The sequence below is a fragment of the Lentzea aerocolonigenes genome, assembly GCF_000974445.1.
In the GTDB taxonomy this organism is placed as follows: Bacteria; Actinomycetota; Actinomycetes; order Mycobacteriales; family Pseudonocardiaceae; genus Lentzea; species Lentzea aerocolonigenes.
In genome coordinates this window covers 338,877-361,821 of the sequence record NZ_BBOJ01000003.1, presented here as the reverse complement: position 1 = coordinate 361,821, position 22,945 = coordinate 338,877, and the positions used below count along the sequence as shown (strand labels likewise).

Here is a 22,945-nt window from a genome sequence, read left to right as displayed (position 1 = left end):
ATGTGTCGGCCCTCGGTGTGGGGGAGCTGGATATGGTCGCGCGAGGTGTGGGTATCTGCGGAATTGGCGTGGTCAGCGCGTACGGCTGGAGCCGTCGGTCGCTCTGGGAGGGTCTGGTGAGCGGGAAGCCCGCCGCCGTCGTGGTCCCCGAGCTGGGCAGGTTCGCGGGTGACACCGTCTGGGCGGCGCGTGTCGGGGAGGGCGGTGATCCGGCGGACGGGCCCAGCCGGTTCGCGCGGGCGATGCGCGCCGCCGCGAGGGAAGCCATTGAGGACGCGGGCGAGCGCGGCTGGCGACCCGGCCGCCGCGTAGGCCTTTTGCACGCGGTCGTACTGGGCGAAGTGGACCTGTGGCGCGACTTCTACGTCACGCGCGGTGGCAAGTTGCCACTGCGCGACTACCTGGCGTTGATGCCGTCGACTCCCATGTCGACGTTCATGCAGGAATACGGTTTCCACGGGCCTGCGATGAACGTCTCGGCGATGTGCGCGTCGGGCAACGCCGGGCTGATCACGGCGAAAGCCTGGCTAGACGCGGGAATCGTCGACGACGTCGTGTTCGTGGCGACGGACATCTCGCTGACTCCCGAGAACGTCGCCCACTTCGTCCGGTTGGGAGTCGCGGTCGTGGACGCGGAGCCGCTCGACGCGTGCCGCCCGTTCCAGAAGGGCAGCAGGGGTTTCGTGATGGGCGAGGCTTCGGTGGCGTTCGTCCTTTCGCGCCAGTCGACGCGTCCGTACGCCGTGACGCTCGGCGGCGCGATGTCGCACGACGCCTACCACGTCACGTCGATCGACCCGCGGCTCGACCAGGTCACCGCGTGCTTCACCGACGCGCTGGACAACGCGGCGGTCAGCGCGGCCGACGTGCGCTACCTCAACGCGCACGGTCCGGGCACCGTGCAGTGCGACACCGCCGAGGCTGCCGTGCTGGAGCAGCTGTTCGGTCAGGACACCGGGGTCTACTCGGTGAAGCCGCTGACGGGGCACTGCCAGGGCGCGGCGTCGGCGATCGAGGTCGCGGTGACCGCGATGGCCTACGACCACGGGGTGATCCCGGCACCACGGGTGGTCGCACCGGCACATCCGCGGCTGCTGGACGGACTCACCCCGGCCCGTGACGGCATCACGGTCAAGTCGTCGCTCGGCATGGGCGGCCACAACTCGGTGGTCGTGCTGGCACCGCCCGGCTGATCACGCGCGCAGGGCGGGCCCGATCCAGCGGCGCACCAGGGCCCGCAGCCGGTCGTCGGTGACCGGCGGCGTCGAGGGGTGTTGCAGGAACGACAGGAAGAGGCGCATCAGGACCTCGGCGAGCCCGGCGAAGTCGTCGTCGGTCTTGACGCCCGCCGAGGCCCAGTCGACGGGCACGTCGCGGAGGATCCGTGCGCCGAGGTCGAACCACTGGCCGGACGCGACCGCATCCGTGAAGAAGTCGCCCTCACCGGCTTCCAAGAGCAGGCCGAGGTACGGCTCGCGGGGAACGGCGCGCACGCCGAACACGACGGACTCGACGGCGACCTCGACGGGACTGTCGAACGACGTCAGGTGCCGCGCCATCCGTCCGGCGAACTCCTCCGCGCCGGCGATGGCGACAGCGCTCAGCACGTCGGTCAGGCGCGGGAAGTAGCGGTACACGGTCTGGCGGGTGACCCCGGCCTCCGCGGCCACGTCGGAGAGGCTGGTCTTGGCGAGTCCGGCACGGTCGATGCACGCCGTCGCCGCCTCGACGATCCGGCGGCGCGCCTCCTGCTCGGTGCCGGGCGGGTTGCCCTGCCAGCCGTGGTGCCCCATGCGCACCATCTTTCCCGAGCCGGATCGGTCAGACGGAGGCAGGTGCCGCGCGACGCACCCGGTGCAGTGCCGCCAGCACCAGTCCCGCTCCGGCGAAGCAGGCCAGCGCGTACAGGCCGCTTCCGGTCGGTGTGCCGTCGGTGGTGACGCCGTTCTCCGCGCCGAGGTAGGCAGGCAGCGCGCTGATCCAGAACCCCGCCATCACCACGAGATAAGCCGCGGGGTAGATCCGGGTGAACGCGGGCAGCGGCTCGTCCAGCGGTTGCCGGGAGGAAACGATGATCCACGCTCCCACCAACCAGACCAGCGCCAGCTCGACGCCGAGCACCCACGCCTGAGCTGTGGGGTTCCCGCGGAAGATGCTCGACGGGATACCGGCGACCAGCATCGCCAACGGAGTGAGAACCCCGGCCAGCACGGTGCGCGCGAACCATCCGCGCTGAGCGAGACGCACCACCAGGTACGTCATGGCTCCCAACGAGACGGACGCGAACAACAGGGCGCTTTGCAACGGCACCGACGCCATGGCCGGTTGGTTGACGACCTGGTTGGCCGGGTTCCACGCCCACCACCGCAGCTGCGGTCCGACGTGGTCGAACACCTCGTAGAACACCTGCAGGACGAACGCGACGGCGACCGACCCCGCCAGCGCGCCACGGCGGCGGAAGATCCCGAGACAGCGCACCACCTCGTAGGCCAGCTGGCTGATCATCGGGTAGAACGCCACGATGTACAGCGGCAGCCGATCCCACATGAACTGCACGGTGAACCGGTTGTGCGCGAAGATGAAGCCGTAGATCTCGTCGAGACCGAACCACTCCGGGAAGTACAGCGGCGGTTCGATCACGAGGAGGTAGACCAGCGACGCCCACCACAGCGCGAGGTTGACCGGGTCGCCAGCGCGGTGGCGGCGCACCGCGTGCACCAGCGCGAAAACGGCGCCACCGATGACGAGCAGCTCCAGCAACGGCATGGTCGGGTGGGCGAGGTCCCAGGGCGCGCGGACCGAGACGACGGGGGAGACGTCGTGGCAGTCGAAGCCGAGGTTCCGCGCCACGGCCTCGGCGTCCGGCCCGCAGGTGGTGGTCATCGTGCCGCCGCCGAGTAGTCCGTGACCGGTGGTTCGGCCTGGGCGTCGAACCCGAACGGAACCCGGTGCCGTCCCAACGCGGTGCGGACGCGATAACGCAGAAGGCCCGCGAGCACCCGAGGGTTCGTCATCATGTCGCCCAGCGACTCGTCGAGGTTGAACACCTTGGCGAAGTGCTCGTCGACCACCGCGTACTCCCGTGCGGCGCCGACGATGAAGCTGAACGCCGGTCCGGACACCGCCGCGACGATGCGCCGCTTCCACTCGCTGATCTTCTCGGTGCCTTCGGCGCACGCGTAGCCGCGGTCCCTGGCCAGTGCGAGGCGCCACGGCACGTTCAGCGACTTCCGCTGCGCCAGGAGAAACTTCGCGGAGAACGTCGTACCGACCTCGACGGCGCGGGAGAGGCGCTCGCGCAGCAACAACGCCGAGCTCGCCGCGGAACTGATGCCCTGCCCGTAGAACGGGTTGAACGCGCAGATCGCGTCGCCGACGAACACCAGCCGCCGCGGCGGTGTCGCCCACAGGTCGTAGCGCCGCCACTTGTTGCCGGTGGACCGGGTCAGGTGCACCTCGGAGACGGGAGAACACCGGTCCATCGCGGCGGCGAACAACGGCGTCCGCACCCGTCGCGCCGACCCGGTGAACGTCTCGGTGGTGCGCGGCATCTCGTGGCCCCACGAGCCCATGCACGCGATGGCGCGGTTGCCCTCGATGGGGAAGAAGTTGACCAGGAACTCGTGCTCGGCGGGGTGCTCGCCCCGGTGCTGGGTCGGCATGATCACCAGATGCCGCCACCACCACGACTCCGGCGGCTGCTCGGGAAGTTCGTACCAGCGCGAGGTGTAGGTGACCTTGGCGTCGAGCGTCCGCACCTCCGGCTCCGGCCAGCCCGCGGCCACCAGCCACGAGGAGACCGGCGATCCCCGGCCCATCGCGTCGACGACGAGGTCGGCCTCGACGTGCTCGTCATCGGTGAAGGAAACTCCGGTGACCTCGCCGTCGCGGGTGCTCAGGCCGGTGACCGACACACCTTCGCGGATGACCACGTTGGCCAGTTTCCGAACCTGGTCGCGCAGCACCCGCTCGATCAGCAGCCGCGAGCCGTAGATCATCGTCATCGTGCCGCGCTTGCGTGCCGACCAGCCCTCTTCGTCGAGGTAGGCGGCGTCCATGGACGGCATCAGGTGCAGGCCGCCCGCGGCGATCAACGCTTCCTCGAAACCGGGGAACAGCGCCTCGATCGCACGACGACCCGAGTTCAGCAGGAAGTGCGGGTGCTTGCTCTGCGGCACGCCACGGCGGTGCTCGGCGTCGGCCGGCAGCACGTCGCGTTCGAGCACCAGGACGTGGTCGAAGTGCGCGGAGAGCGCTCCCGCGGCGCACAGGCCTGCCGCGCTGCCACCGAGGACGACGGCGGTGGTGCCGAGACGCATACCGACCACTCCCTCAATCATACAAAGTGTCGTCGAATGTATGATCGGCTGCAGCGGGCGTCAAGCGACGAACTGGCTGCGCTCGCTCGTGAGTGGACGTGAACCCCTTGCGGCACAAGGCGGTCTTCGGCGTCGGCCTCCCGGCGGTACCTGCCGGTCAGGTTCTCCCACCACGATGGCCTTTCGGGTGAACCTCTGGCCGAGGGGGCGATGTGGCGGACCTCTTCACCCTGTGGCGCAACAGCGTCGACGCCAACAGCCGCCGTGCTGTCGACGTCTACGTGCGCGAGCTGCCCGACTACCGCAAGATCGCGGACGAGTCCGGTGAACGTGCCGCGATGCTGGACTTCGCGGTGTACCTGCGAAAACGCACGGTCGCGCTGGTGACGGCGAACGAAGGGTTCCCCGCCGCCGACCTGGCCTTCATCCGCGCGGTCGGGCGCAACCGGGCGGAGAGCGGGCTCTCGCTGGCCTCCCAGCGGCACGCCCTGCAGATCCACACCTCCTTGACGTTGAAGGAGGTGCACGAGGCGGCCAATCCGCACGACCTCGACGACGTCATGCACACGCTCGCCTCGCTGCCGACGCTGGGGCTGGCCGCGCAAACCGCCTACACGCAAGGATTCCTGGACGGACAGGAAGCGGTGCTGCCCGTAGTGGACCGCGTCCAGCAGCTGGCCGGGGCGTTGCTCGCCGACGATCCGGTGGCCGCGGACATGGCGGCGGGCCTGGCCATGAACCTGCCCGGCGACTGCGTCGTGACGGTGGTGCGCGTGCCCAGGGGCGATCCCGATCGGGCGGACGTTCTCCAGGGCCTGCTGAGCCGTCACTGGACACCGGTCTGCTGGACGGGACCCGGCGAGTTCGTCGCGCTGGTACCGGACGAGACGGCGAGCCTCGCCGTCGTCGAGCACTTCGGTGACCTGGTGCGACTTCCGTGCGCCGCCGGTGCCGTGCGAGGCCGCAGCGGTGCGCTGGCCGAGGCGTTCACGCGAGCACGACAGGTCAGCCGTGCCTCGCCCGTCCGGTCCACGCCGGGCGCGGTGCACCACCTGACCGATCTGTTCCCCGAGATCGGTGCCGCGCGCATTCCTCCGGTCGACCGGTGGCTGCGCGACCTGGCACGTGCACTCGCCGACGGTCCTGACCTGGTGGCGACGCTCGACGCCTTCTACCGCAACGACATGGGCCGGACGCGCACCGCCGCCGCGTTGAACGTCCACCCGCGAACGCTCGACTACCGGTTGCAGCGTGTCCACGCTCTCACCGGACTGGACCCGGTATCCGTGCGCGGTGTCCGGATCCTGAGCGCAACCGTGACCCGTGCTCTCTCCGGATGGGAAGCGGTGTGAGCGACTTCCTCGGCACGTTGCGAAAACAGGTGCCCGCCAACGCCAGACGGGTCGTCGAGATCTGCACCGGCGACCTGCCGGAGTACGCCGCGGCCGCCGGTGATCCGCGCGAGTACGCGGACATGCTCGACTTCGCGGTGTTCATCCGGCGCCGCACCATCGAACTCGTCGCGGGCGACGAGCCACTGACCGCGGAGGATCTCGCCGTGGTCGCGGCCACCGGGGAACGGCGTGGTGAGACCGGCATGTCCCGCGCGGGCCTGCGGCGCCTGCTCACGTTGCACGCCAGCGCCACCCTCAACGAGATCCAGGAGGCGTCCGGACCCGCCGACCTCCCCGCGACCATGCGGATGCTCGGCTGGCTGGGACCACAGGGAACCGCCGCCCAGCAGGCCTACACCACGGGGTTCCTGCAGGGGCAGAAGCGTTTCCTGCCGGAGATGGCGCAGGTGCGGCAGTTCGCCGAGATGGTGCTCGCGGGTGAGGTGGCCGCCATCGCGAACGCCGGCGAGCTGGGTGTGCGGGTGCCCGGCTGCTACCAGGTGATCGTCGCCCGAACACCGGACGTGGCAAAGGAGGTGGCCGCCGAAGCCGTTCACGCGGCCTGGCGCCGGTGCGGTGCCCCTGCGACGTGGTTCGGCGGCAACGAGTTCGTGGCGCTGGTCCCCGCCGGGCAGGAGACGACCTCGGCCAGGCTGGTCAGCGATCTCACCGAGATCATCGGCGGCCCGTTCTCCGTGGGCACGGCCAGCGGTCCGGCCACCGCGCTCGCCGAGGCCTTCGCGCTGGCCAGACGCGTCAGCCGGGTGACACGGGCGGGTCACCTCCACACCGCGGCCGACGTGTTCATCGAGCTCGGTGCCGCGGACCTGCCGGAGATCGACCGGTGGCTGCACCAGCTCGCGGGCCGGCTGACCGGCGGTCCCGAGCTGGTGGAGACCCTGGACGCGTACTACCGCCACGACCTGAACCGGCCACGGGCCGCCGCGGCGTTGCGCATCCACCCGCGCAGCCTGGACTACCGGCTCCAGCGGGTCAGGGAGCTGACCGGGATCGACCCGGCCAGCACGCACGGCATCAGGATCCTCAGCGCGGTCGTGGCCCGCGTTCTGTCCTGACCTCCAGGAGAAAGCCCCTCACCGAGCCGGGGCGGTGAAGGGCTTTCTCTCTGCGCGAGAGCCGAATCAGAGCCTCGCGAGCCGGTACTCGTAGGGTGAGGAACCCGGCGAGGCGGAGCAGTTGCTGCCCTGCCGCGCGGAGGTGTAGGTGTAGCCGGACGGGATCCCGCAGGCCCAGACACCGGTCAGGTTGTAGTTCACGGCGTCGAGCAGGAAGTACTCGTAGCGGAACCCGCAGTTGGGGTTGCTGCGCACCGACGACCAGGTGTAGCCGGACGGAACCGTGCACGCCCAGCTGCGGTGCAGGCTGGCCGTACCCACGTCCGCGGCCACCGGCTGGGCTGTGGCGGCGGCCGCACCACCGGCCACGATCGACGCCGTGATGGCAGCGGTGGCACCGATCGACGCGCAGAGGCGCCCGAGTCCTTTTCCGATCACGTTGTTCCTCCGGGATGCCGGGCAGGTTCGACTGAATCGAAGCCTTCCAGCCCGGTGGTGACGCGTCTTCGTCGATCCGCGAGAAAACGGCGCCGCGGGAACGCCCGTTTTCGCGTGAAGCCGCAACCGCGTTGGGCCGCCAGGAGCTGTTGATCGTCAGCGGGGCGTGTCACCCTGGACGTGGCGCACGTCGAGAAGGCTGGGGGAGAGCTGATCATGGCTGCGTTGCGGCGATATCGAACCGTGGTGTCCGACAGCGCCCTGTGGGCGGACTTCCCGTTCCGGGCGGGGGACGTGGTGGTGAGTCCGCCCGCGAAGTGCGGCACCACCTGGATGCAGATGCTGTGCGCGTTGCTGATCTTCGACAAGACCGAGTTCGACCGGCCGCTCACCGAGATCTCTCCGTGGCTGGACGCGACCACCTACGACACCGCCGCGACGCTGGCGACGCTCGAAAGCCAGCAGCACCGGCGGTTCATCAAGACCCACACCCCGCTCGACGGCCTGCCGTTCCGCGAGGACGTGACGTACCTCTGCGTCGGGCGTGATCCGCGGGACGTGATGCTGTCGTTCGAGAACGCCACGGCCAACATCCACCCGGACGCCATGCCCCCGGCCGGCCTGGACATGCGGCCACCGCCACCGGACCAGCTCGACCGGTTCTGGTTGTGGGCCAACTCGGACCTCGTCGACGACACGTCCTCGTTCGGCGTGACCCTGGCGAACCTCGTCAACCACGTGTGGACGTTCTGGGAACGGCGCGACGAGCCCCAGGTCGGGCTGTTCCACTACGCGGACCTCAAGGCCGACCTGCCCGGTGAGCTGCGGCGCCTGGCACAGCTGCTGTCGATCGAGGTCAGCGACGAGCGCGTCGAGGAACTCGCGGCAGCGGCGACGTTCGACCACATGCGCGGCCGTGCCGACGACCTCGCCCCCGGCGTCGACGCGAAGTTGTGGCGCAGCAACGAGAACTTCTTCCGCTCCGGCACCAGCGGCCAGTGGCGGCGCCTGCTGGACCCCGTCGCGCTCGACCGCTACCACCGTCGCGTGGCCGAACTGGCCCCGCCCGACCTCGCCGGTTGGCTCCACCGGCCGTAGCGCGGTGCCGTCCGGGCAACGCCACGCGGACGCGCCCGGACGGGACGACCACTAACTGGCCGAGACGACCGTCTCGACCACGCGCTCGTTGTCGGCCGGGTTGTTGTCCTCACGGCCGTCGAGCCGCACCCGCGCCTTCAGCGTCGCCTTGCCGAGCTTCGCGTCGTCCTCGGAGTAGGTGTACGTGAACGGCACGGTCAGGGTGCCGTCCTTCGCCACGTGCCCGCGCACCGTGCCGACGACGTCGTGGTAGCCGTCCCACCTGCGGCGCAGGAGTTCGACGACGACGTCCTCCGCGTAACGGGTGTTGGTGACGGACACCTGGACGTCGCCGGTCTCGCCGACCTTCGCGGTGGCGGGTGCGACGACGTTCGAGACGGTCACGTCGTGCGTCTCGACCTTCACCGGGAGGGTGGAGGTGCCGGAACGACCGTCCGCGGTGCGTGCGGTGAGCGTGACCTCGTAGTCGCCGTCGGCGGCGTACCGGTGCGTGATGTGCGCCGCGCCCTGAGTGGCGGGGATCTGCGCGGACGTGCCGTCACCGAAGCGGATCTCGCCACCCGCGATGTAGCGGCCCGCCGGGTCACCCGGCTCGATGCCGAACCGGACCTCGTCGAAGACGCCGGGCTGCTCCGGGAGCAGGTACACCAGGTAGGGCTTGAGCTGCGGCGCTTCCGACACCCGCAACGTCAGCGGCGTGGCGCCGTGGTCGTCGTCCGCGACCCTGATGTAGAAGACCTCGCCTGGCGTGGTGGTGAAGACCGCCGGGTCGTGGCTGCTGTTGCGGCAGTCCACTTCGGTCAGCGCGTTCACCGCGGTGCCGCGGTAGACGGCCACGGTCGCGCCGCTGGACCGCTGCGTGACCTTCGCCGCGGCGAACCCGGCGCGGTCGGCGGTGTAGCGGAACCACAGCGATCGGGTGGACGAGCGCTCGCACTTCGGCCTGGTCTCACCCGCTTCCATCGAGGCGGGGCCGGGGTTTGCCGCGACGTCGGTGTCGAACGGCACGTCCGCGGCCGAGGCGAAGTCGTCGTTCGCCGCCCTCGGCACAGTCTCCAGGCCGAACGTGACGGGTCCGGCGTTGTACGTGTCCTGCACCAGGAAGTGGTAGGTGGTGCCCGCTTTCACCGCGAACGTGTTCGAGCCGCCACCGTGCGGGAACTGGCAGGCTCCCGGTGTCCACGTCAGCGCGCCGAGCTCGCCGGTGTAGGCGGAGATCGCCGGCTTCTGCTCGTCCGGGCGGTCTGTCGTCATGCGGACGAACCCGTCGGCCGCGGCGGTGTAGCGGTACCAGACGCTGCTGGTGCTCCACCAGCAGTGGGACGGTTCGCCGGAGTCCCGCGTGGCTTCGCGTGTGTCCACAGTGGAGCTGAACGGCAGTGCGCCGATCGTGGTGGCGTTGGCGAAGTCGTCGTTCGACGGCGGTGCCGCGTGGGCGACACCCGGTGCCAGTGCCGCGGTCAGCGCGACCGCGGCAGCGATGGTCAGTGCACGCAAATGAAAACCCCAGTTTCCGTAGGCCGCTTTCGCCGCGGCCTCTCGTGATCAGAAACGCGCGCCACGGCGCCGAGGATGGCTGTGGAGGATCGCTGGGGCGGCAAATTCGATCATCCGTCGCAACGGTTGCGGCCGAGCGGGCCCGTCAGGTCGGAGGGTCGGTGATGGTGAGGGTCAGGCCCGACTCGGTCACCGTCACCACGGCGTGCTGGCCGCCGCGCAGCTCGCCCGCGAGCAACGCCCGGGACAGCCGCCGGTCCAGCTCCCTGCCGATGGTGCGGCGCAACGGCCGGGCGCCGTACTCGGGGACGTAGCCGTAGGACGCGAGCCAGTCGACGGCCCGGTCGTCGACCTCTAGCGTGATGTTCTGCTCGCGCAACCGTTGCCGGGTGCGGTCGAGCAGCAGCGCGGTGATCTGCCGCAGCTGTTCCGCGGTGAGCCCGCGGAACAGGATGATCTCGTCGAGGCGGTTGAGGAACTCCGGCCGGAAGTAGCGGCGGACCGTCGACATCAACGGCTCCCGCAGGTCCTCGACCGGCACGCCCGACGTGGCGGCGGCGAGGAGCTGGTCGGCGCCGATGTTGCTGGTCATGATGATCACGGTGTTCGCGAAGTCGGCCGTGCGTCCCTGGGCGTCGGTGAGCCTGCCCGCGTCGAGCACCTGCAGCAGGGTGTTGAAGACGTCGGCGTGCGCCTTCTCGATCTCGTCGAGCAGCAGCACCGAGTACGGAGCGCGCCGGACCGCGCCGGTGAGCTGCCCGGCGTCCTCGTAGCCCACGTACCCCGGTGGCGCGCCGATCAGCCGCGCGACGGTGTGCTGCTGCGAGAACTCGCTCATGTCGAACCGGATCAGCTGGTCCTGCGACCCGAAGAGCGCCTCGGCCAGTGCCCTCGCGACCTCGGTCTTGCCCACCCCGGTCGGGCCGAGGAACAGGAACGAGCCGACGGGCCGGTGCGGGTGCTTGAGGCCCGCGCGGCTCTGGCGGACCGCGTCGGCGACCGCCTCCACCGCCTCGTCCTGCCCGACGATCCGCTGGTGCAGGTGTTCCTCCAGGTGCAGCAGCCGGTGCCGTTCTGCCTCGGTGAGCTGGGCGACCGGGATGCCCGTGCTGCGGGACACGACCTCGGCGACGTCGTTCGGCCCGACCTGCGGCGCGTCGGCCAGCGCGGCGCGCGCGGCCTCCAGCTCGGCGACCGCCTGGGCGAGCTCGTCGGCGAGGCGGTCCGCGTCCTCGCCCTGTGCGGTGGCGCTGTCCCGCTTCAGCCGCCACACCCGTTGCTCCAGCCGGACCGGGTCCGGCGGCATGGGGGACTTCTCGCGCAGCCGGACCCGCGCACTCGCCCGGTCCACCAGGTCGATCGCCTTGTCCGGCAGGAACCGGTCGGTGACGTAGCGGGCCGACAGCTCGACGGCGGACACGATCGCCTCGTCCGCGATCCGCACGCCGTGGTGCATCTCGTACCGGTCCCGCAGGCCGCGCAGGATGGCGATCGCCTCGTCGACGGACGGCTCGGCGACCTGGATCGGCTGGAACCGCCGCTCCAGCGCGGCGTCCTTCGCGACGTACCGCCGGTACTCCTCGGCGGTGGTGGCACCGATGACCTGGAGCCGTCCCGTCGTGAGCACGGGTTTGAGCATGTTCGCGGCGTCCATCGGCGCACCCTCGGCACTGCCGGCGCCCACCACGGTGTGCAGCTCGTCGATGAACAGGACCACCATCCGGTTCGTCGCGGCCACCTCGTCGAGGACGCCCTCCAGCCGTTCCTCGAACTCGCCCCGGTACTTCGCTCCGGCGACCATGCCCGCCAGGTCCAGCGAGATCAGCCGCCTGCCGCTCAGCGTGGCGGGCACGTCGCCGCGGGCGATCCGTGCCGCGATGCCCTCGACGACGGCGGTCTTGCCCACGCCGGGGTCCCCGATCAGGACGGGGTTGTTCTTGGTGCGCCGCGACAACACCTCGAGCACCTCGTCGATGACGTCCTCGCGGCCGATGACGGGGTCGAGCAGGCCTTCCCGTGCCGCGGCGGTGAGGTCGCGCCCGAACCGGTCCGTGCGCCGGGTCGCGGACTGGGGTTGGCCCAGCCCGCCGAACAGCTTTCCGACCAGGTCCTCCAACGAGTTGGAGCCGAAGCCGAACATCCAGTCGTCACCCACCGCCAGCCACCTCCGCTCGACCGAGGGGTCCACACCTCCGATCCTCCGCCTCTGCGGCCATGAGCACCGGTCAGAGGGCGAGCAGCGGCGCGAGCAGGTCTCAGCCGACCTCGTCGATGTACGACGTGCCGGCGGCGGCGTGCGGACCGTAGCGTTCCCACTCCTCACGCAGCCGCAGGCGTCCCTCCGGTGTGAACTCGGGCGTGTTCACGGTGTGGCCGCAGATGACGTCACCGTTCGTCAGCACCATCGTGTATCCCATGTGGAGGGTGCCGTCCGCGTCGCGCGTCCCGGCGATCGAGCCGCGCCGGACGGCACCACCGGCGAAGTCGGCCCAGACGAGGTCGCCCTCCTGGTGGTACTCGGCGACGGTGTGGGGATCGCTGTCGGGCTTGCGGAACCTGCGGCCGTTGTAGTCGATCACGCCAGGAACTCCTGCGCCATCACGCCGTCCCACCAGATCGCGTAGTAGGAGAAGTCCTCATCGTGCGGGTTGAGGACGTGGTGGTCCACGTCCCCCGGCATCAGCATCAGGTCGCCCGCCTCGATCACGTGAGTGCGTTCGCCCACCACGACCTCGGCGCGTCCGGCCATCGCGATGAACAGCTCCTGCTCGCGGTGCTGGTGCGTGTCCGTGCGGTCGCCTGGGCGCAGAACGCACCAGGCGCCGCGGAACGGTGTGGCCAGGCCGGGCCACGGGTGCAGCAGCTTGAGGTCGAGCCCGTGTTCGCGGACGAGGTTCTCCGGCTCGCGCCTGCGGAAGTCCACGTGGTCTGTCGGCATCCCCAACTCCGATCGACGTTCGGCGACTCCGCGGAGCGTAGGTTCGCGGGTTTCCCCGCCGACAGAGGACGTTTTCCCTTCTGCGCCAGGAACTACCGTCCTAGGCCCGCGTCTCTGGCGAGCACGATCGCCTGGGCGCGGTCCGCCACCCCGAGCTTCGCGAAGATCGCCGAGACGCGGTTGCTGATGGTCTTCGACGCCAGCGCGAACTCGCGTGCGATGGCGACGTTCGACCGGCCGGCGGCGATGCGGTCGAGCACCTCCCGCTCCTTTCCGGTGAGCTGGGGGAACGGGTACGGCGACCGGTCCGTGCCGGGGTGCAGGAGTGCGCCGATGCGGGCCGCGATGGTTCTGCCGATGAGGAACTCGCCCGCCGCGACGGCCTGGATGCCGCGCACGATCTGGTCCGGGTCGGCGTTCTTCAACAAATAGCCTCGCGCGCCCGCGCGAATGGCCGCGATGACCGTCTCGTCACAATCGCTCGCACTGAAGACCAGAATGCCCGTTTCGGGGCATGCGCGCGTTATTTGTTCCACTAATCGGCAGTTTCCCGCTCCGACCGTGTCGACGTCGACGACAAGCACGTCGGGCCGGCAACGGGCTGTCTCCGAGACCACTTCGGAAGAAGTGGAAGCTTCACCTACAACGGAAACGCCGTCCACCCGTTCGAGCACGGAACGCACTCCGTGCCTGATGGCGGGCTGTGTGTCGGCGAGAACGACGGTGATGGCCGCGGGTCTGTGCAGAACCGCGATGTCGTGCCCGCGGCGGAGCGGTGGAACAACCGCCTGTTCCAGCTGAGTCATCAGTGTTTGCCCCCGAAATAGCTGTTCTGTTCATTTCATCGCGGTCACCTGATCTCCCCCAAAGAGTCGGCACCGGCCGTAGGGTATATCGCGCTCCGGTGGGAAGTCGCGATCTCGAAAACTCGGTTTTCACTCGTTCGGCCCAACATGCTGCCGGACGTCCGTGGCGAGCGGAGTAGCGGCGTGCGTGCGATCGGCCCGGTCGTTGGGCGAAGCGGCTCAACCCGGCGGGAAACCGGTGACACCCGGTGAGCGTCTCTCGGCGGGACCTCGTTGCCTCGCAAGGGAATCGCTTTGCCCACACGGCCGGGAACAGTTCCCCTACCTGTTGGGAAGAGCCGCTACCTAGCCTCTGGATCGCCACTCGGGGACGAACAGAGGGGGACGTGTGACTGTCCAAGACGTTGGCGTACTGGCGATCGGGGCGGGTCCGGCGAACCTCGCCCTCGCCGTCGCGATCGAGGAGTCCGGTGCGCGGGAGCTGGCAGGCGACACGCTCGTGCTGGAGCAGCACGCGGACGTCAAGTGGCAGCGCGGCACGCTGATGCCGTGGGCGCGCAGCCAGGTGTCGTTCCTCAAGGACCTGGTGACGTTGCGCAACCCGCGCAGCCGGTTCTCGTTCCTGAGCTTCCTGCACGACCAGGGCAGGCTCGACGAGTTCGTCAACCTCGGGACGTTCCACCCGTACCGCTGGGAGATGTCCGACTACCTGCAGTGGGTCGCGAACTCGTTGGAACGGGTGCGGATCCGCTACGACGCCCGTGCGCTGAGCATCGAGCCCACGACCGAGAGCGGCGTGATCACCGGCTGGACCGTGACGCTCGCGAACGGTGACGTCATCAGGTGCCGCGACCTGGTCGTCGGCGGTGGACGGGACGCGCACGTGCCGGAGGTGTTCGCCGGCCTGCCCGCGGACAAGGTCGTGCACAGCTCGCAGTACCTCGACCGAATCGGCGCCGTGCCGAAGGACCGGCCGCTGCACGCGGTGGTGGTCGGCGGTGCGCAGAGCGCGGCCGAGATGTTCTACGCCCTGCACGGAGACCTGCCCGACAGTCAGGTCACGATGGTCGTGCGGTCGATCGGCCTGCAGAACTACCAGACCAGCAAGTTCATCAACGAGGCCTTCTTCCCGTCCTATGTGGACGAGTTCTACGACACGCCGCCCGAGGTGCGCGCGCAGATTCTCGACGAGATGCGGTTCGCGAACTACGCGGGTCTCGCGCCTCCGTTCCTCGACGAGCTCTACACGATGCTGTACCAGCAGAAGATGCTGGGGCCGCAGCGTTCCAGCGTCCGGTCGATGACCGAGGTCCTCAACGCCCGGCAGGACGGCGACGAGATCGTCCTCGATCTGCACGACCGCAAGACCGGCAAGGTCGACCCCGTGCGCTGCGACCTCGTGGTGCTCGGCACCGGGTACGACCAGCGGATGCCCGCGATGGCGCGGGAAGTCGCCGCCAAGCTGGGACTGGACGACATCGCCGTGAGCCGCCAGTACCGCGTCGACATCGGTGACGCCGCGTGGGGCGCGTTGTACCTGCAGGGCGTGAACGAGAAGACGCACGGCATGTCCGACTCGCTGATCAGCGTGCTCGCGCACCGTTCGCAGGACATCGTCAACGACCTGCTCGCCCGTCGCACGGCCGAGCTGAGGAGTGCGTGATGAGCAGGCTCCTGGTGATCGCCCCCGGCCCGACGGCGAACGGCGACCTGCACCTCGGCCACCTCGCCGGACCGTTCCTCGCCGCCGACATCTGCGCGCGGTACGCCCGTGCCGCGGGATGCGACGTGCTGTTCGGCACCGGCATCCACTCGACGCAGAACTACATCGTCACCACCGCGCGCAGGCTCGGCGTGAAACCCGAGGACCTGCGCGAGAAGTCCGCGGGACAGGTCGAGGCGTCGCTCGCGGCGATGGGCATCGAGCCGGACGGGTTCGTGCGGTTCGACGAGCGGTACGTCAAGACGGTCGTCACGTTCTTCGACCGGCTGCACAGCGCGGGCAAACTGCGGCTGCGCGCGGTGAAGTTCCCGTACTCGCCGCGCACGGGGGAGTTCCTCACCGACGCGTACGTGCGCGGTGGCTGTCCGGTGTGCCTGAGTGACGGCTGTGCCGGGTTGTGCGAGGGGTGCGGCACGTGGATCGCTTCCGGCGATCTCGTCGACCCGAAGTCCACACTGGACCCGGACGACCCCGTCGAGCTGCACGAGGAGAAGGTGCTCGTCCTGCCGGTCGAGGAGTACCGGCCGGGACTGGAGGAGTTCTTCGCACGGCACGCGCCGACACTGCGGCCGCGGCTCGCCAGGGTGATCGAGGAGATGTTGACGCGGCCGCTGCCGGACTACCCGATCACGCTGCCCATCTCGTGGGGCATCCCGGCGCCGTTCCCGGAGGTCGACGGCCAGGTGATCTACTCGGACACCGAGACGATCACCTGGAGCATCCACGCCTCCGCGCTCGCGGCCCAGCGTCGCGGTGAGGTGCTGGAGAGCGACGACGAGCTGTGGTTCGGCGACACGGAGGTCGTGTACTTCTTCGGCTCCGACGCGGGTTTCGCGTTCGCCGTGGCCGGTGTCGCGATGCTGCTCGCGCTCGGCGAGTACGTGCTGCCGGAGCAGTTCGTCACCAACGAGTTCTACGAGCTGGAGAACGACAAGTTCTCCACCAGCCGCGGGCACCTCGTCACCGGTCAGGAACTGCTGGACTCCGGCGTCCCGCGCGACCTGATCCGGTTCTACCTCGCCTCGACCAGCCCGGAGTTCCAGCGCACGAACTTCACCCGTGCCGCGATGGCGGAGGTGACGTCGTCGCGCCTGGTGGCGCCGTGGAACCGGATCGCGGCCAAGGTCAACGCCCTGGCCGAGACCCCGCTGCCGGTCTCCGAACGCTCCCGCGTCGCCGCGCGGTTGATCGCCGAACGTTTCGCCGGCGCGTACGACGTGCGGCGGTTCAGCGTCACGGCCGCGGCGTTCACGCTCACCGAGCAGCTCGCCCGGCTGGACTCGTTCCCGCTCACGGCCGAGAACGCGGGCGACTTCTGCCACGAGGTCGACGTGTTCCTGCGTTGCGCCGCGCCGATCCTGACCGATCTCGCCGCGAAGGCGTTGCCGGACAACACGATCCCGTCGACGTTCGACGCGCGGGAGTTCACGCCGCGACGACTGCCGGAACTGTCCGAGTGATGGCCAAGGTCGTCATCGTGGGAGCGGGCGTCACGGGTCTCGTGACGGCCGTGGAGTGCGCGCTCGCCGGACACCGCGTGACGGTGCTCGACCGGGGCAGCATCCCGAGTCCGGTGTCCACGTCGTTCGACCAGCACCGCGCGATCCGGACGTTCGTCCCGGACGACGTGGACGCCACCCTGGGCCGGCTCGCGGCGCACCGGCGGTGGCTGGAACTGGAGTCGTTGCTGGACACCAGGTTCTACCGCCGGGTCGGCATCGTCACGGCCTGGCCGCGCGCCCAGGCCGCCGCGAGGGCGGAGCAGGCGGCGGTGTTGGGGCTGCCCGTCGAGACGCTGGAACCGGAGAAGCTGCCGCATCTGGTGTTCGCCGACGACTCGGTCGGCGTGCTGGAGATCGACGCCGGGGTGCTGCTCGCGGCACGGGTGCTGGCCGCGGCCGTGCGCTGGCTGGTCGAGCACCCGCTGGTGTCGTTGCGGCCCAACAGCCGCGTCACCGCCGTCGACACCGGACGCGTCGAGGTCGAGGGCGGCGGCACGGTCGGCGCGGACCTGGTGCTGGTCGCGGAAGGTCCCTGGACCGCGGAACTGGTCGACGTCCCCGTTCGGCTGCACCGCCAGACGATGGTGTACCTGCGGCCGCCAGAGCAGCTGATGCGGTGGTGGGAGAACGCACCCGGTGCCGGAGGGCTGGGCCGTGACGGCAGGGCGTGGCTGCTGCCGCCGGGTGACGGCACGCTGCTGAAGATCAGCTCGGACGCGGTCCGCCGCGAGGTGTCGTCCGTCGACGGCGACGAGCTCGACCACAGGTGGACCGACCGCCTGCTCGCCGCGTCGATCGTGTCCGATGTGGACAGGTACACCGTGGTCGCGGTGAAGCACTGCCACTACGCCACCCACGCCGTCACGGGCGGCGCGCTGCTCACCGAGGTGGCTCCGGCCGTCTGGGCCCGCGCGGCCTGCGGTGGCAGCGGTTTCGGTTCGGCGCCGCTGGTCGCCGGACGCATCGTCGACGTCCTCGAGGAGGCAGCCTGATGTCCGGGAACAGCGGAGTCTTCGCCACGTTGCGGGCAACGCCCACACCCGTGCGTTACCTGCTCGGTGGCGTGCTGGTCAACCAGCTCGGCGCGTTCGTGCAGACCTTCATCCTGCTGTACCTGACCTTCCGCGGCGACGCGATCGGCATCGCCGGTCTGTGCCTCGCCGCGTACAGCGTCGGGTCGATCTTCGGCACGCTGGCGGGCGGTGAGCTCACCCACCGGCTCGGCCCGCGCACCACGATCACGCTGGCCATGCTGACCTCCGCGCCGCTGGTCGCCTCGATCCCGTTCGTGACCAAGACGCCGGTGGTGTTGTTCCTGGTCGTGGGCCTAGCGGGCCTGGTGACGCAGGCGTATCGGCCGGCGGCTGCGGTGCTGCTCAGCGACCTGATGCCCGAAGAACACCAGGTGATGGCGTTCTCGATGATGCGCATCGCGCTCAACACCGGCGCCGCGCTCGCCCCGCTCATCGCCGCCGGACTCATCCTCGTCGACTGGGACCTGCTCTTCTACGTCGACGGCGCCACGGCGTTGCTCTACGCGCTGCTGGCGTACACGCTGCTGCCCCGCGTCGAGGCGCCGGAGGAGCACGAAGAGAAGTCCACTGTGGATTCCCGCACCGCCTACGCGAAGATGCTGGGCGACGGCAAGTACCTGGCCTACCTGGCCGCGGTGTTCCTCGGCACGATCTGCTACGCCCAGTCCGTCACGGCGTTGCCGCTGGAGATCGTCGCGGACAAGTACCCGACGAGCCTCTACAGCGCTGTGCTCACCATCTCGTCGATCGTGCTCATCACGTGCGAGCTGAAGATCACCTCGTACATCGTCAAGATCCCGGCGCACGTCGCAGTGCTCGCCGGGCACCTGGTGAACTCGCTCGGCTTCGCCCTCTACGCGCTGGCCGTGCACTCCGGGACGTTCGTGGTCCTCGGCGCGGTGTTCGCGGTGAGCGGCCTGATGATCGCCGGGCCGACCATGTTCGCGCACCCGGCCAAGTTCCCGGCGGAGTACAAGTCCCGCTACATCGGCACGATGCAGGCGGTCGTCGGGCTCGCGTCCGCGATCGGCCCGCTGTTCGGCGTGTTCACCTTCAACTCCCTCGGCGGCGCGTTCTGGGTCGTCATCGCCCTGGTCAACGGGGTCGCAGGGCTCCTCGCGGTGTACGGAGTGCGCGTGGTGAAGGAGTCCGTCGAGGCAGGTGCGGCATGAAGCCCGTCATCGTCGTCGGGTTCGTCGGCGTCACGATCGGGCTGCTCGCGGAGTTCCAGCCGGACGACTCGGTGATCTACGTCGAGGAACCGGACGTGATCCGCAAGCGGCACGTGCGCGAGCAGATCGAGGGCGTCGGTTTCGTCCGCGGCCTGATCGAGTGGGAGTACCTCATCCCGGGCAAGGCGGACGAGTTCTTCCACACCCACCGCGACCTCGACCCCGCGGCGGTCGTTCCGGCGATCGAGTACGCGACCCCGTTCGCCGCCCGGCTCGCCGAACGCTACGGCCTGCCGGGCGCGACGCTCGGCGCGGCGGAGATCATGCGGGACAAGGCGTTGCTGCGTCAGGTCACGGCCGCCGCAGGCATCCGCAACCCGGCCAGCGTCCGGGTCACGCGCCCGGCGGACGTCCTGGAGTTCATGGAAGGCCGGTCGACGCTGCTCCCGCCGTCGGACCGCGAGGCGTGCACGCCGTGCCGGTCGATCGTGCTCAAGCCGTCCAACCGCCAAGCCTCCGTGGGCACGCAGGTGATCCACGACCCGTACGACATCGAAGCGGCGTGGGCGCACTGCACCCAGCAGGACGAGGGCATCTTCGTCCCGGACCGTCCGATGGCGCTCTCGATGCTGGCCGAGGAGTTCGTCTCCGGTGACGAGTTCAGCGTCGAAATGCTGGTGCGCAACGGGAAACCGCTGTTCGCCAACGTCACGGGCAAGCAGCTGGTCGAGGGCACTCGCCCGGTGGAGCTCGCCCACATCGTGCCCGCGGACATCCCGTCCGAGCTCGACGACCTGCTGAAACAACAGACCGCGCGGGTGATCGACGCGACCGGGTTCCGCGACGGCATCGTGCACTGCGAGTGGATCGTCGCGGACGACGTCCCGCACCTCGTCGAGTGCGCGGGCAGACTCGCCGGCGACGGCATTCTCGACGTCATCCAGCTCGCCTACCCGGTGGAGCTGCTGCGCTGCTACTACGCGGTGCTCAAGGGCGAGGACCTGCCGAGCGAGATGCCGGCCAGGGCGAAATCGGGCGCGGCCGTCCGGTTCCTGACGATCGAACCCGGTGTCGTCGAGAGCGTCGAGGGTGTGGCAGAAGCACGGCAGCTCGACGGCGTGCACCTCCTGCAGGTGACGGTCTCGCCGGGGGAGAAGTTCGACGGCCTCCGCAGTTCCTGGGACCGCGCGGGCATCGTCATGGCCACCGGCGACACGTCCGCTGATGCCCTGCGCCGCGCGGAAAATGCGGCAGAAGCCGTGCGCATCGAAATCCGTTAATTCCCGATCGGTCGGGAACCGTTCCTCTTCTTTTCGGGGAACTTCCTTGTCTAGCGTCATTTTCGGCTGCGAAACCATCGAGGGGGCACTGTGACTGACCGAGAAGTCGGCGTTCTGGCGATCGGTGCGGGGCCGGCGAACCTGGCGCTCGCCGTCGCGATCGAGGAGTCCGAATCGGACCTGGCCGAGAACACCCTCCTGCTCGAACAGAGCCCGGACGTCAAGTGGCAGCGCAACCTGCTCATGCCGTGGGCGCGCAGCCAGGTCTCGTTCCTCAAGGACCTGGTGACGTTGCGCAACCCGCGCAGCCGCTTCTCGTTCCTCAACTTCCTGCACGACCAGGGCAGGCTCGACGAGTTCGTCAACCTCGGCACCTTCAGCCCGTTCCGCTGGGAGCTCTCGGACTACCTCCAGTGGGCCGCGAAGTCGTTGGAGCGCGTGCAGATCCGCTACGACTCCCGCGCGCAGAGCATCGAGCCGACGCGTTCCCCGGACGGCTCGATCACCGGCTGGGAAGTGTCCCTCGTGGACGGTGACCGGATCCGCTGCCGCGACCTCGTGGTCGGTGGCGGGCGTGACCCGCGCATCCCCGAGGTGTTCGGCGAGCTGCCGACCGAACGCATCGTGCACAGCGCCCAGTACCGCACCAGAATCGCGCGGATCCCCAAGGACGAACCGTTGCGCGCGGTGGTCGTGGGAGGTGCGCAGAGCGCGGCGGAGATGTTCTACGCGCTGCACCAGAACCTCCCCGAGAGCCAGGTGACGATGGTCGTCCGGTCGATCGGGCTGCAGAACTACCAGCACAGCACGTTCGTGAACGAGCTGTTCTACCCGTCGTTCGTCGACGAGTTCTACGACGCCCCGCCCGAGGTGCGCAAACAGATCCTCGGGGAAATGCGGCTGACGAACTACGCGGGCCTAGCGCCGGAGTTCCTCGACAACCTCTACACGATGCTCTACCAGCAGAAGACGCTCGGGCCGCAGCGTTCGTGGGTGCGGCCGATGACCGAGGTCGTCGCCGCCCGCGTGGAGAACGACGAGGTGGTCCTCGACCTGCGCGACCGCATGAGCGGCAAGGTCGAGCCGCTGCACTGCGACCTCGTGCTGCTGGGCATCGGTTACGACCCGCGCATGCCGTGGCTCGTCCGCGACCTGGCCGGTCGCGCCGGCATCGACGAGATCACCGTCAGCCGTCAGTACCGCGTCGACCTCGGCGACTCCGCCTGGGGCGCCATGTACCTGCAGGGCGTGAACGAGGAGACGCACGGCATCGCCGACTCGCTGATCAGCGTCATCGCCCACCGCTCGCAGGACATCCTCACCGACCTCCTCGCGCGGCGCCAGTCTTCTTTTAGGGAAACGGGAGTAAAGGCATGAACCCCGCGATCCTCGTCATCGGCAGCGGACTCAAGGTCTACCGCGAGTACCTCGTCGCGCCGATCGCCCGCCGCGCGCAGGCCGCGGGCATCGACCTGGTCCTGATCAACAACCTCAAACCCACCTGGCAGCGCCAGTACTTCGACGAGATCATCGTCGCGAACGTCTTCGACTCGGACGTCATGGGCACCGCCGCCCGCGAGGTCGTCGCACGCCGCACCGTCGTCGGCCTGATGTGCTGGGACGAACCGCTGGTGCTCGACGCGGGCCTGCTCGCCGCCGAGTTCGGCGTGCCGGGACTGTCCGCGGCGGGCGTGCGCGGCTGCCGTGACAAGGAACGCACCCGTGCCGTGCTCACCGCGGCCGGCCTGCACCAGCCGGGTTTCGAGCTCACCACGACCGTCGAGCAGGCCCGCGCGGCGGCCGAGCGCATCGGCTACCCGGTCGTGATCAAGCCACGGGCGATGGGCGCGAGCATCGGCGTCGTCTTCGCCACCGACTCCTCCGAGCTCGACGAGGCGTTCCACGTCGCACTGGCGGCGAGCGAGGTCGATCCGGGGCCGTACCGGGCGAGCGCGATCGTCGAACGCTACGCGCCCGGCCCCGAGATCAGTGTCGACGGTGCCGTGCACAAGGGCGAGTACCTGCCGATGTTCGTGGCGCGCAAGCACAGCAGCGACCACCCGTACTTCGAGGAGGTCGGGCACGTCGTCGACGCGAACGACCCGCTCCTCGACGACCAGGACCTCATGCGGCACCTGGCGAAGGCGCACAAGGCGTTGGGCATCGAGAACGGCATCACGCACAGCGAGGTGCGGCTGACCGACCGCGGCCCGCTGATCATCGAGATCAACGGCAGGCTCGGCGGCGACCTCATCCCGTTCCTCGGCCGCACCGCCACCGGCATCGAACCCGGCGAGGTGCTGTTCGACGTCACGACCGGCCAGCGCCCGGACGTCACGCCGACGCACCGCCGCGTCGCGGGCATCCGCTTCGGCTACCCCGAGCAGGACTGCCTGCTGAAGTCGATCAAGGTGCCGGACGAGGCGCCCGGCCTGGTCGCGACGTCACCGATGTGCGAGCCCGGCACGACGTTGCGCCTGCCTCCCGGCGGTTATCTCGCGCGGCACTCGTTCGTCGTGTGCGAGGCCGACGACACGCAGACGTGCCTCGACCGCCTGGAGAAGGCCGCCGCCCTGGTGGAGCTGGAGACCGAACCGGCCGGGCCGGCGGATCCCGACGCGCCTTTCGCAATGCCCGCAGGGCTTCTGGACGTGGACGAGTGAGGAGC

At 69.6% G+C, this 22,945-nt stretch carries 20 protein-coding genes; 11 read left to right on the top strand and 9 right to left on the bottom strand.

Going from position 1 to position 22,945, the window contains the following annotated elements:
• Nucleotides 1–32: 32 nt before the first annotated feature.
• Nucleotides 33–1,193 (top strand): beta-ketoacyl synthase N-terminal-like domain-containing protein, encoded by a 1,161-nt coding sequence (locus tag AOM45_RS07675; RefSeq protein ID WP_030467049.1) that lies wholly within the window; start codon nt 33–35, stop codon nt 1,191–1,193.
• Here AOM45_RS07675 and AOM45_RS07670 read toward each other — a convergent pair whose 3' ends face one another.
• Genes AOM45_RS07670 through AOM45_RS07660 form a run of 3 tightly spaced genes read right to left on the bottom strand, consistent with a single transcriptional unit; the run spans nt 1,194 to nt 4,319 of the window.
• Nucleotides 1,194–1,793 (bottom strand): TetR/AcrR family transcriptional regulator, encoded by a 600-nt coding sequence (locus AOM45_RS07670; protein ID WP_030467048.1) that lies wholly within the window; start codon nt 1,791–1,793, stop codon nt 1,194–1,196. It abuts the gene before it with no gap.
• 28 nt (nt 1,794–1,821) lie between these two features.
• Nucleotides 1,822–2,883 (bottom strand): hypothetical protein, encoded by a 1,062-nt coding sequence (locus tag AOM45_RS07665; RefSeq protein ID WP_030467047.1) that lies wholly within the window; start codon nt 2,881–2,883, stop codon nt 1,822–1,824.
• Complete coding sequence (locus AOM45_RS07660; protein WP_030467046.1) at nt 2,880–4,319, bottom strand: FAD-dependent oxidoreductase; 1,440 nt, start codon at nt 4,317–4,319, stop codon at nt 2,880–2,882. The genes AOM45_RS07665 and AOM45_RS07660 overlap by 4 nt, the downstream gene beginning before the upstream one ends.
• Nucleotides 4,320–4,531: 212 nt before the next feature.
• Here AOM45_RS07660 and AOM45_RS07655 point away from each other — a divergent pair, with 212 nt between their 5' ends.
• Nucleotides 4,532–5,671, top strand: a complete 1,140-nt coding sequence (locus AOM45_RS07655; RefSeq protein ID WP_051783100.1) for a PucR family transcriptional regulator — start codon at nt 4,532–4,534, stop codon at nt 5,669–5,671.
• The gene (locus AOM45_RS07650; protein WP_051783098.1) at nt 5,668–6,789 is read left to right on the top strand and encodes a PucR family transcriptional regulator; all 1,122 of its coding nucleotides are present in this window, start codon (nt 5,668–5,670) and stop codon (nt 6,787–6,789) included. The genes AOM45_RS07655 and AOM45_RS07650 overlap by 4 nt, the downstream gene beginning before the upstream one ends.
• A gap of 66 nt (nt 6,790–6,855) precedes the next feature.
• Here AOM45_RS07650 and AOM45_RS07645 read toward each other — a convergent pair whose 3' ends face one another.
• The gene (locus AOM45_RS07645; protein WP_051783096.1) at nt 6,856–7,227 is read right to left on the bottom strand and encodes a hypothetical protein; all 372 of its coding nucleotides are present in this window, start codon (nt 7,225–7,227) and stop codon (nt 6,856–6,858) included.
• A 180-nt stretch (nt 7,228–7,407) separates the two neighbouring features.
• On the opposite strand from AOM45_RS07645, the gene AOM45_RS07640 reads away from it, so the two are divergent.
• Nucleotides 7,408–8,325: a sulfotransferase domain-containing protein gene (locus AOM45_RS07640; protein ID WP_081902026.1), complete on the top strand. Its 918-nt coding sequence runs from the start codon at nt 7,408–7,410 to the stop codon at nt 8,323–8,325.
• A gap of 51 nt (nt 8,326–8,376) precedes the next feature.
• Here the strand turns inward: AOM45_RS07640 and AOM45_RS07635 are convergent, their stop codons facing one another.
• From AOM45_RS07635 to AOM45_RS07615, 5 genes are all read right to left on the bottom strand, one after another.
• A complete protein-coding gene (locus AOM45_RS07635) occupies nt 8,377–9,822 on the bottom strand; it encodes a PKD domain-containing protein (RefSeq protein WP_030467041.1) in 1,446 nt (481 codons plus the stop codon).
• Nucleotides 9,823–9,967: 145 nt separating this feature from the next.
• Nucleotides 9,968–12,010, bottom strand: a complete 2,043-nt coding sequence (locus tag AOM45_RS07630; RefSeq protein WP_051783094.1) for an ATP-dependent Clp protease ATP-binding subunit — start codon at nt 12,008–12,010, stop codon at nt 9,968–9,970.
• Between the two features lie 67 nt (nt 12,011–12,077).
• A complete protein-coding gene (locus AOM45_RS07625; protein WP_030467039.1) occupies nt 12,078–12,401 on the bottom strand; it encodes an avidin-fold protein in 324 nt (107 codons plus the stop codon).
• Nucleotides 12,398–12,760, bottom strand: coding sequence for a cupin domain-containing protein (locus AOM45_RS07620; protein WP_030467038.1), 363 nt, complete (start codon nt 12,758–12,760; stop codon nt 12,398–12,400). Before AOM45_RS07620 ends, AOM45_RS07625 begins: the two co-directional genes overlap by 4 nt.
• 92 nt (nt 12,761–12,852) lie before the next feature.
• Nucleotides 12,853–13,566: a response regulator gene (locus AOM45_RS07615; RefSeq protein WP_081902025.1), complete on the bottom strand. Its 714-nt coding sequence runs from the start codon at nt 13,564–13,566 to the stop codon at nt 12,853–12,855.
• A 388-nt stretch (nt 13,567–13,954) separates the two neighbouring features.
• Between AOM45_RS07615 and AOM45_RS07610 the strand changes: the two genes are divergently transcribed.
• The 7 genes from AOM45_RS07610 to AOM45_RS07580 all read left to right on the top strand — a co-directional run bounded on the left by AOM45_RS07610 (nt 13,955) and on the right by AOM45_RS07580 (nt 22,940).
• Nucleotides 13,955–15,229: a lysine N(6)-hydroxylase/L-ornithine N(5)-oxygenase family protein gene (locus AOM45_RS07610; protein ID WP_030467036.1), complete on the top strand. Its 1,275-nt coding sequence runs from the start codon at nt 13,955–13,957 to the stop codon at nt 15,227–15,229.
• Nucleotides 15,229–16,749, top strand: a complete 1,521-nt coding sequence (locus AOM45_RS07605) for a class I tRNA ligase family protein (protein WP_030467035.1) — start codon at nt 15,229–15,231, stop codon at nt 16,747–16,749. Before AOM45_RS07610 ends, AOM45_RS07605 begins: the two co-directional genes overlap by 1 nt.
• A complete protein-coding gene (locus tag AOM45_RS07600; protein WP_030467034.1) occupies nt 16,749–17,783 on the top strand; it encodes an NAD(P)/FAD-dependent oxidoreductase in 1,035 nt (344 codons plus the stop codon). The genes AOM45_RS07605 and AOM45_RS07600 overlap by 1 nt, the downstream gene beginning before the upstream one ends.
• Nucleotides 17,783–18,997 (top strand): MFS transporter, encoded by a 1,215-nt coding sequence (locus tag AOM45_RS07595; protein WP_030467033.1) that lies wholly within the window; start codon nt 17,783–17,785, stop codon nt 18,995–18,997. The genes AOM45_RS07600 and AOM45_RS07595 overlap by 1 nt, the downstream gene beginning before the upstream one ends.
• Nucleotides 18,994–20,277 (top strand): ATP-grasp domain-containing protein, encoded by a 1,284-nt coding sequence (locus AOM45_RS07590; RefSeq protein WP_030467032.1) that lies wholly within the window; start codon nt 18,994–18,996, stop codon nt 20,275–20,277. Before AOM45_RS07595 ends, AOM45_RS07590 begins: the two co-directional genes overlap by 4 nt.
• Nucleotides 20,278–20,367: 90 nt before the next feature.
• Nucleotides 20,368–21,654, top strand: a complete 1,287-nt coding sequence (locus AOM45_RS07585; protein WP_030467031.1) for a lysine N(6)-hydroxylase/L-ornithine N(5)-oxygenase family protein — start codon at nt 20,368–20,370, stop codon at nt 21,652–21,654.
• Nucleotides 21,651–22,940: an ATP-grasp domain-containing protein gene (locus AOM45_RS07580; protein ID WP_030467030.1), complete on the top strand. Its 1,290-nt coding sequence runs from the start codon at nt 21,651–21,653 to the stop codon at nt 22,938–22,940. Before AOM45_RS07585 ends, AOM45_RS07580 begins: the two co-directional genes overlap by 4 nt.
• The last annotated feature ends 5 nt before the right edge of the window (nt 22,941–22,945 follow it).

Bases quoted from the DNA above. Each gene is read 5' to 3' on its own strand.
- AOM45_RS07675 (WP_030467049.1), top strand. From the start codon at position 33: ATGGTCGCGCGAGGTGTGGGTATCTGCGGAATTGGCGTGGTCAGCGCG.
- AOM45_RS07670 (WP_030467048.1), bottom strand. From the start codon at position 1,793: ATGGGGCACCACGGCTGGCAGGGCAACCCGCCCGGCACCGAGCAGGAG.
- AOM45_RS07665 (WP_030467047.1), bottom strand. From the start codon at position 2,883: ATGACCACCACCTGCGGGCCGGACGCCGAGGCCGTGGCGCGGAACCTC.
- AOM45_RS07660 (WP_030467046.1), bottom strand. From the start codon at position 4,319: ATGCGTCTCGGCACCACCGCCGTCGTCCTCGGTGGCAGCGCGGCAGGC.
- AOM45_RS07620 (WP_030467038.1), bottom strand. From the start codon at position 12,760: ATGCCGACAGACCACGTGGACTTCCGCAGGCGCGAGCCGGAGAACCTC.
- AOM45_RS07615 (WP_081902025.1), bottom strand. From the start codon at position 13,566: ATGACTCAGCTGGAACAGGCGGTTGTTCCACCGCTCCGCCGCGGGCAC.
- AOM45_RS07605 (WP_030467035.1), top strand. From the start codon at position 15,229: ATGAGCAGGCTCCTGGTGATCGCCCCCGGCCCGACGGCGAACGGCGAC.
- AOM45_RS07600 (WP_030467034.1), top strand. From the start codon at position 16,749: ATGGCCAAGGTCGTCATCGTGGGAGCGGGCGTCACGGGTCTCGTGACG.
- AOM45_RS07595 (WP_030467033.1), top strand. From the start codon at position 17,783: ATGTCCGGGAACAGCGGAGTCTTCGCCACGTTGCGGGCAACGCCCACA.
- AOM45_RS07590 (WP_030467032.1), top strand. From the start codon at position 18,994: ATGAAGCCCGTCATCGTCGTCGGGTTCGTCGGCGTCACGATCGGGCTG.
- AOM45_RS07580 (WP_030467030.1), top strand. From the start codon at position 21,651: ATGAACCCCGCGATCCTCGTCATCGGCAGCGGACTCAAGGTCTACCGC.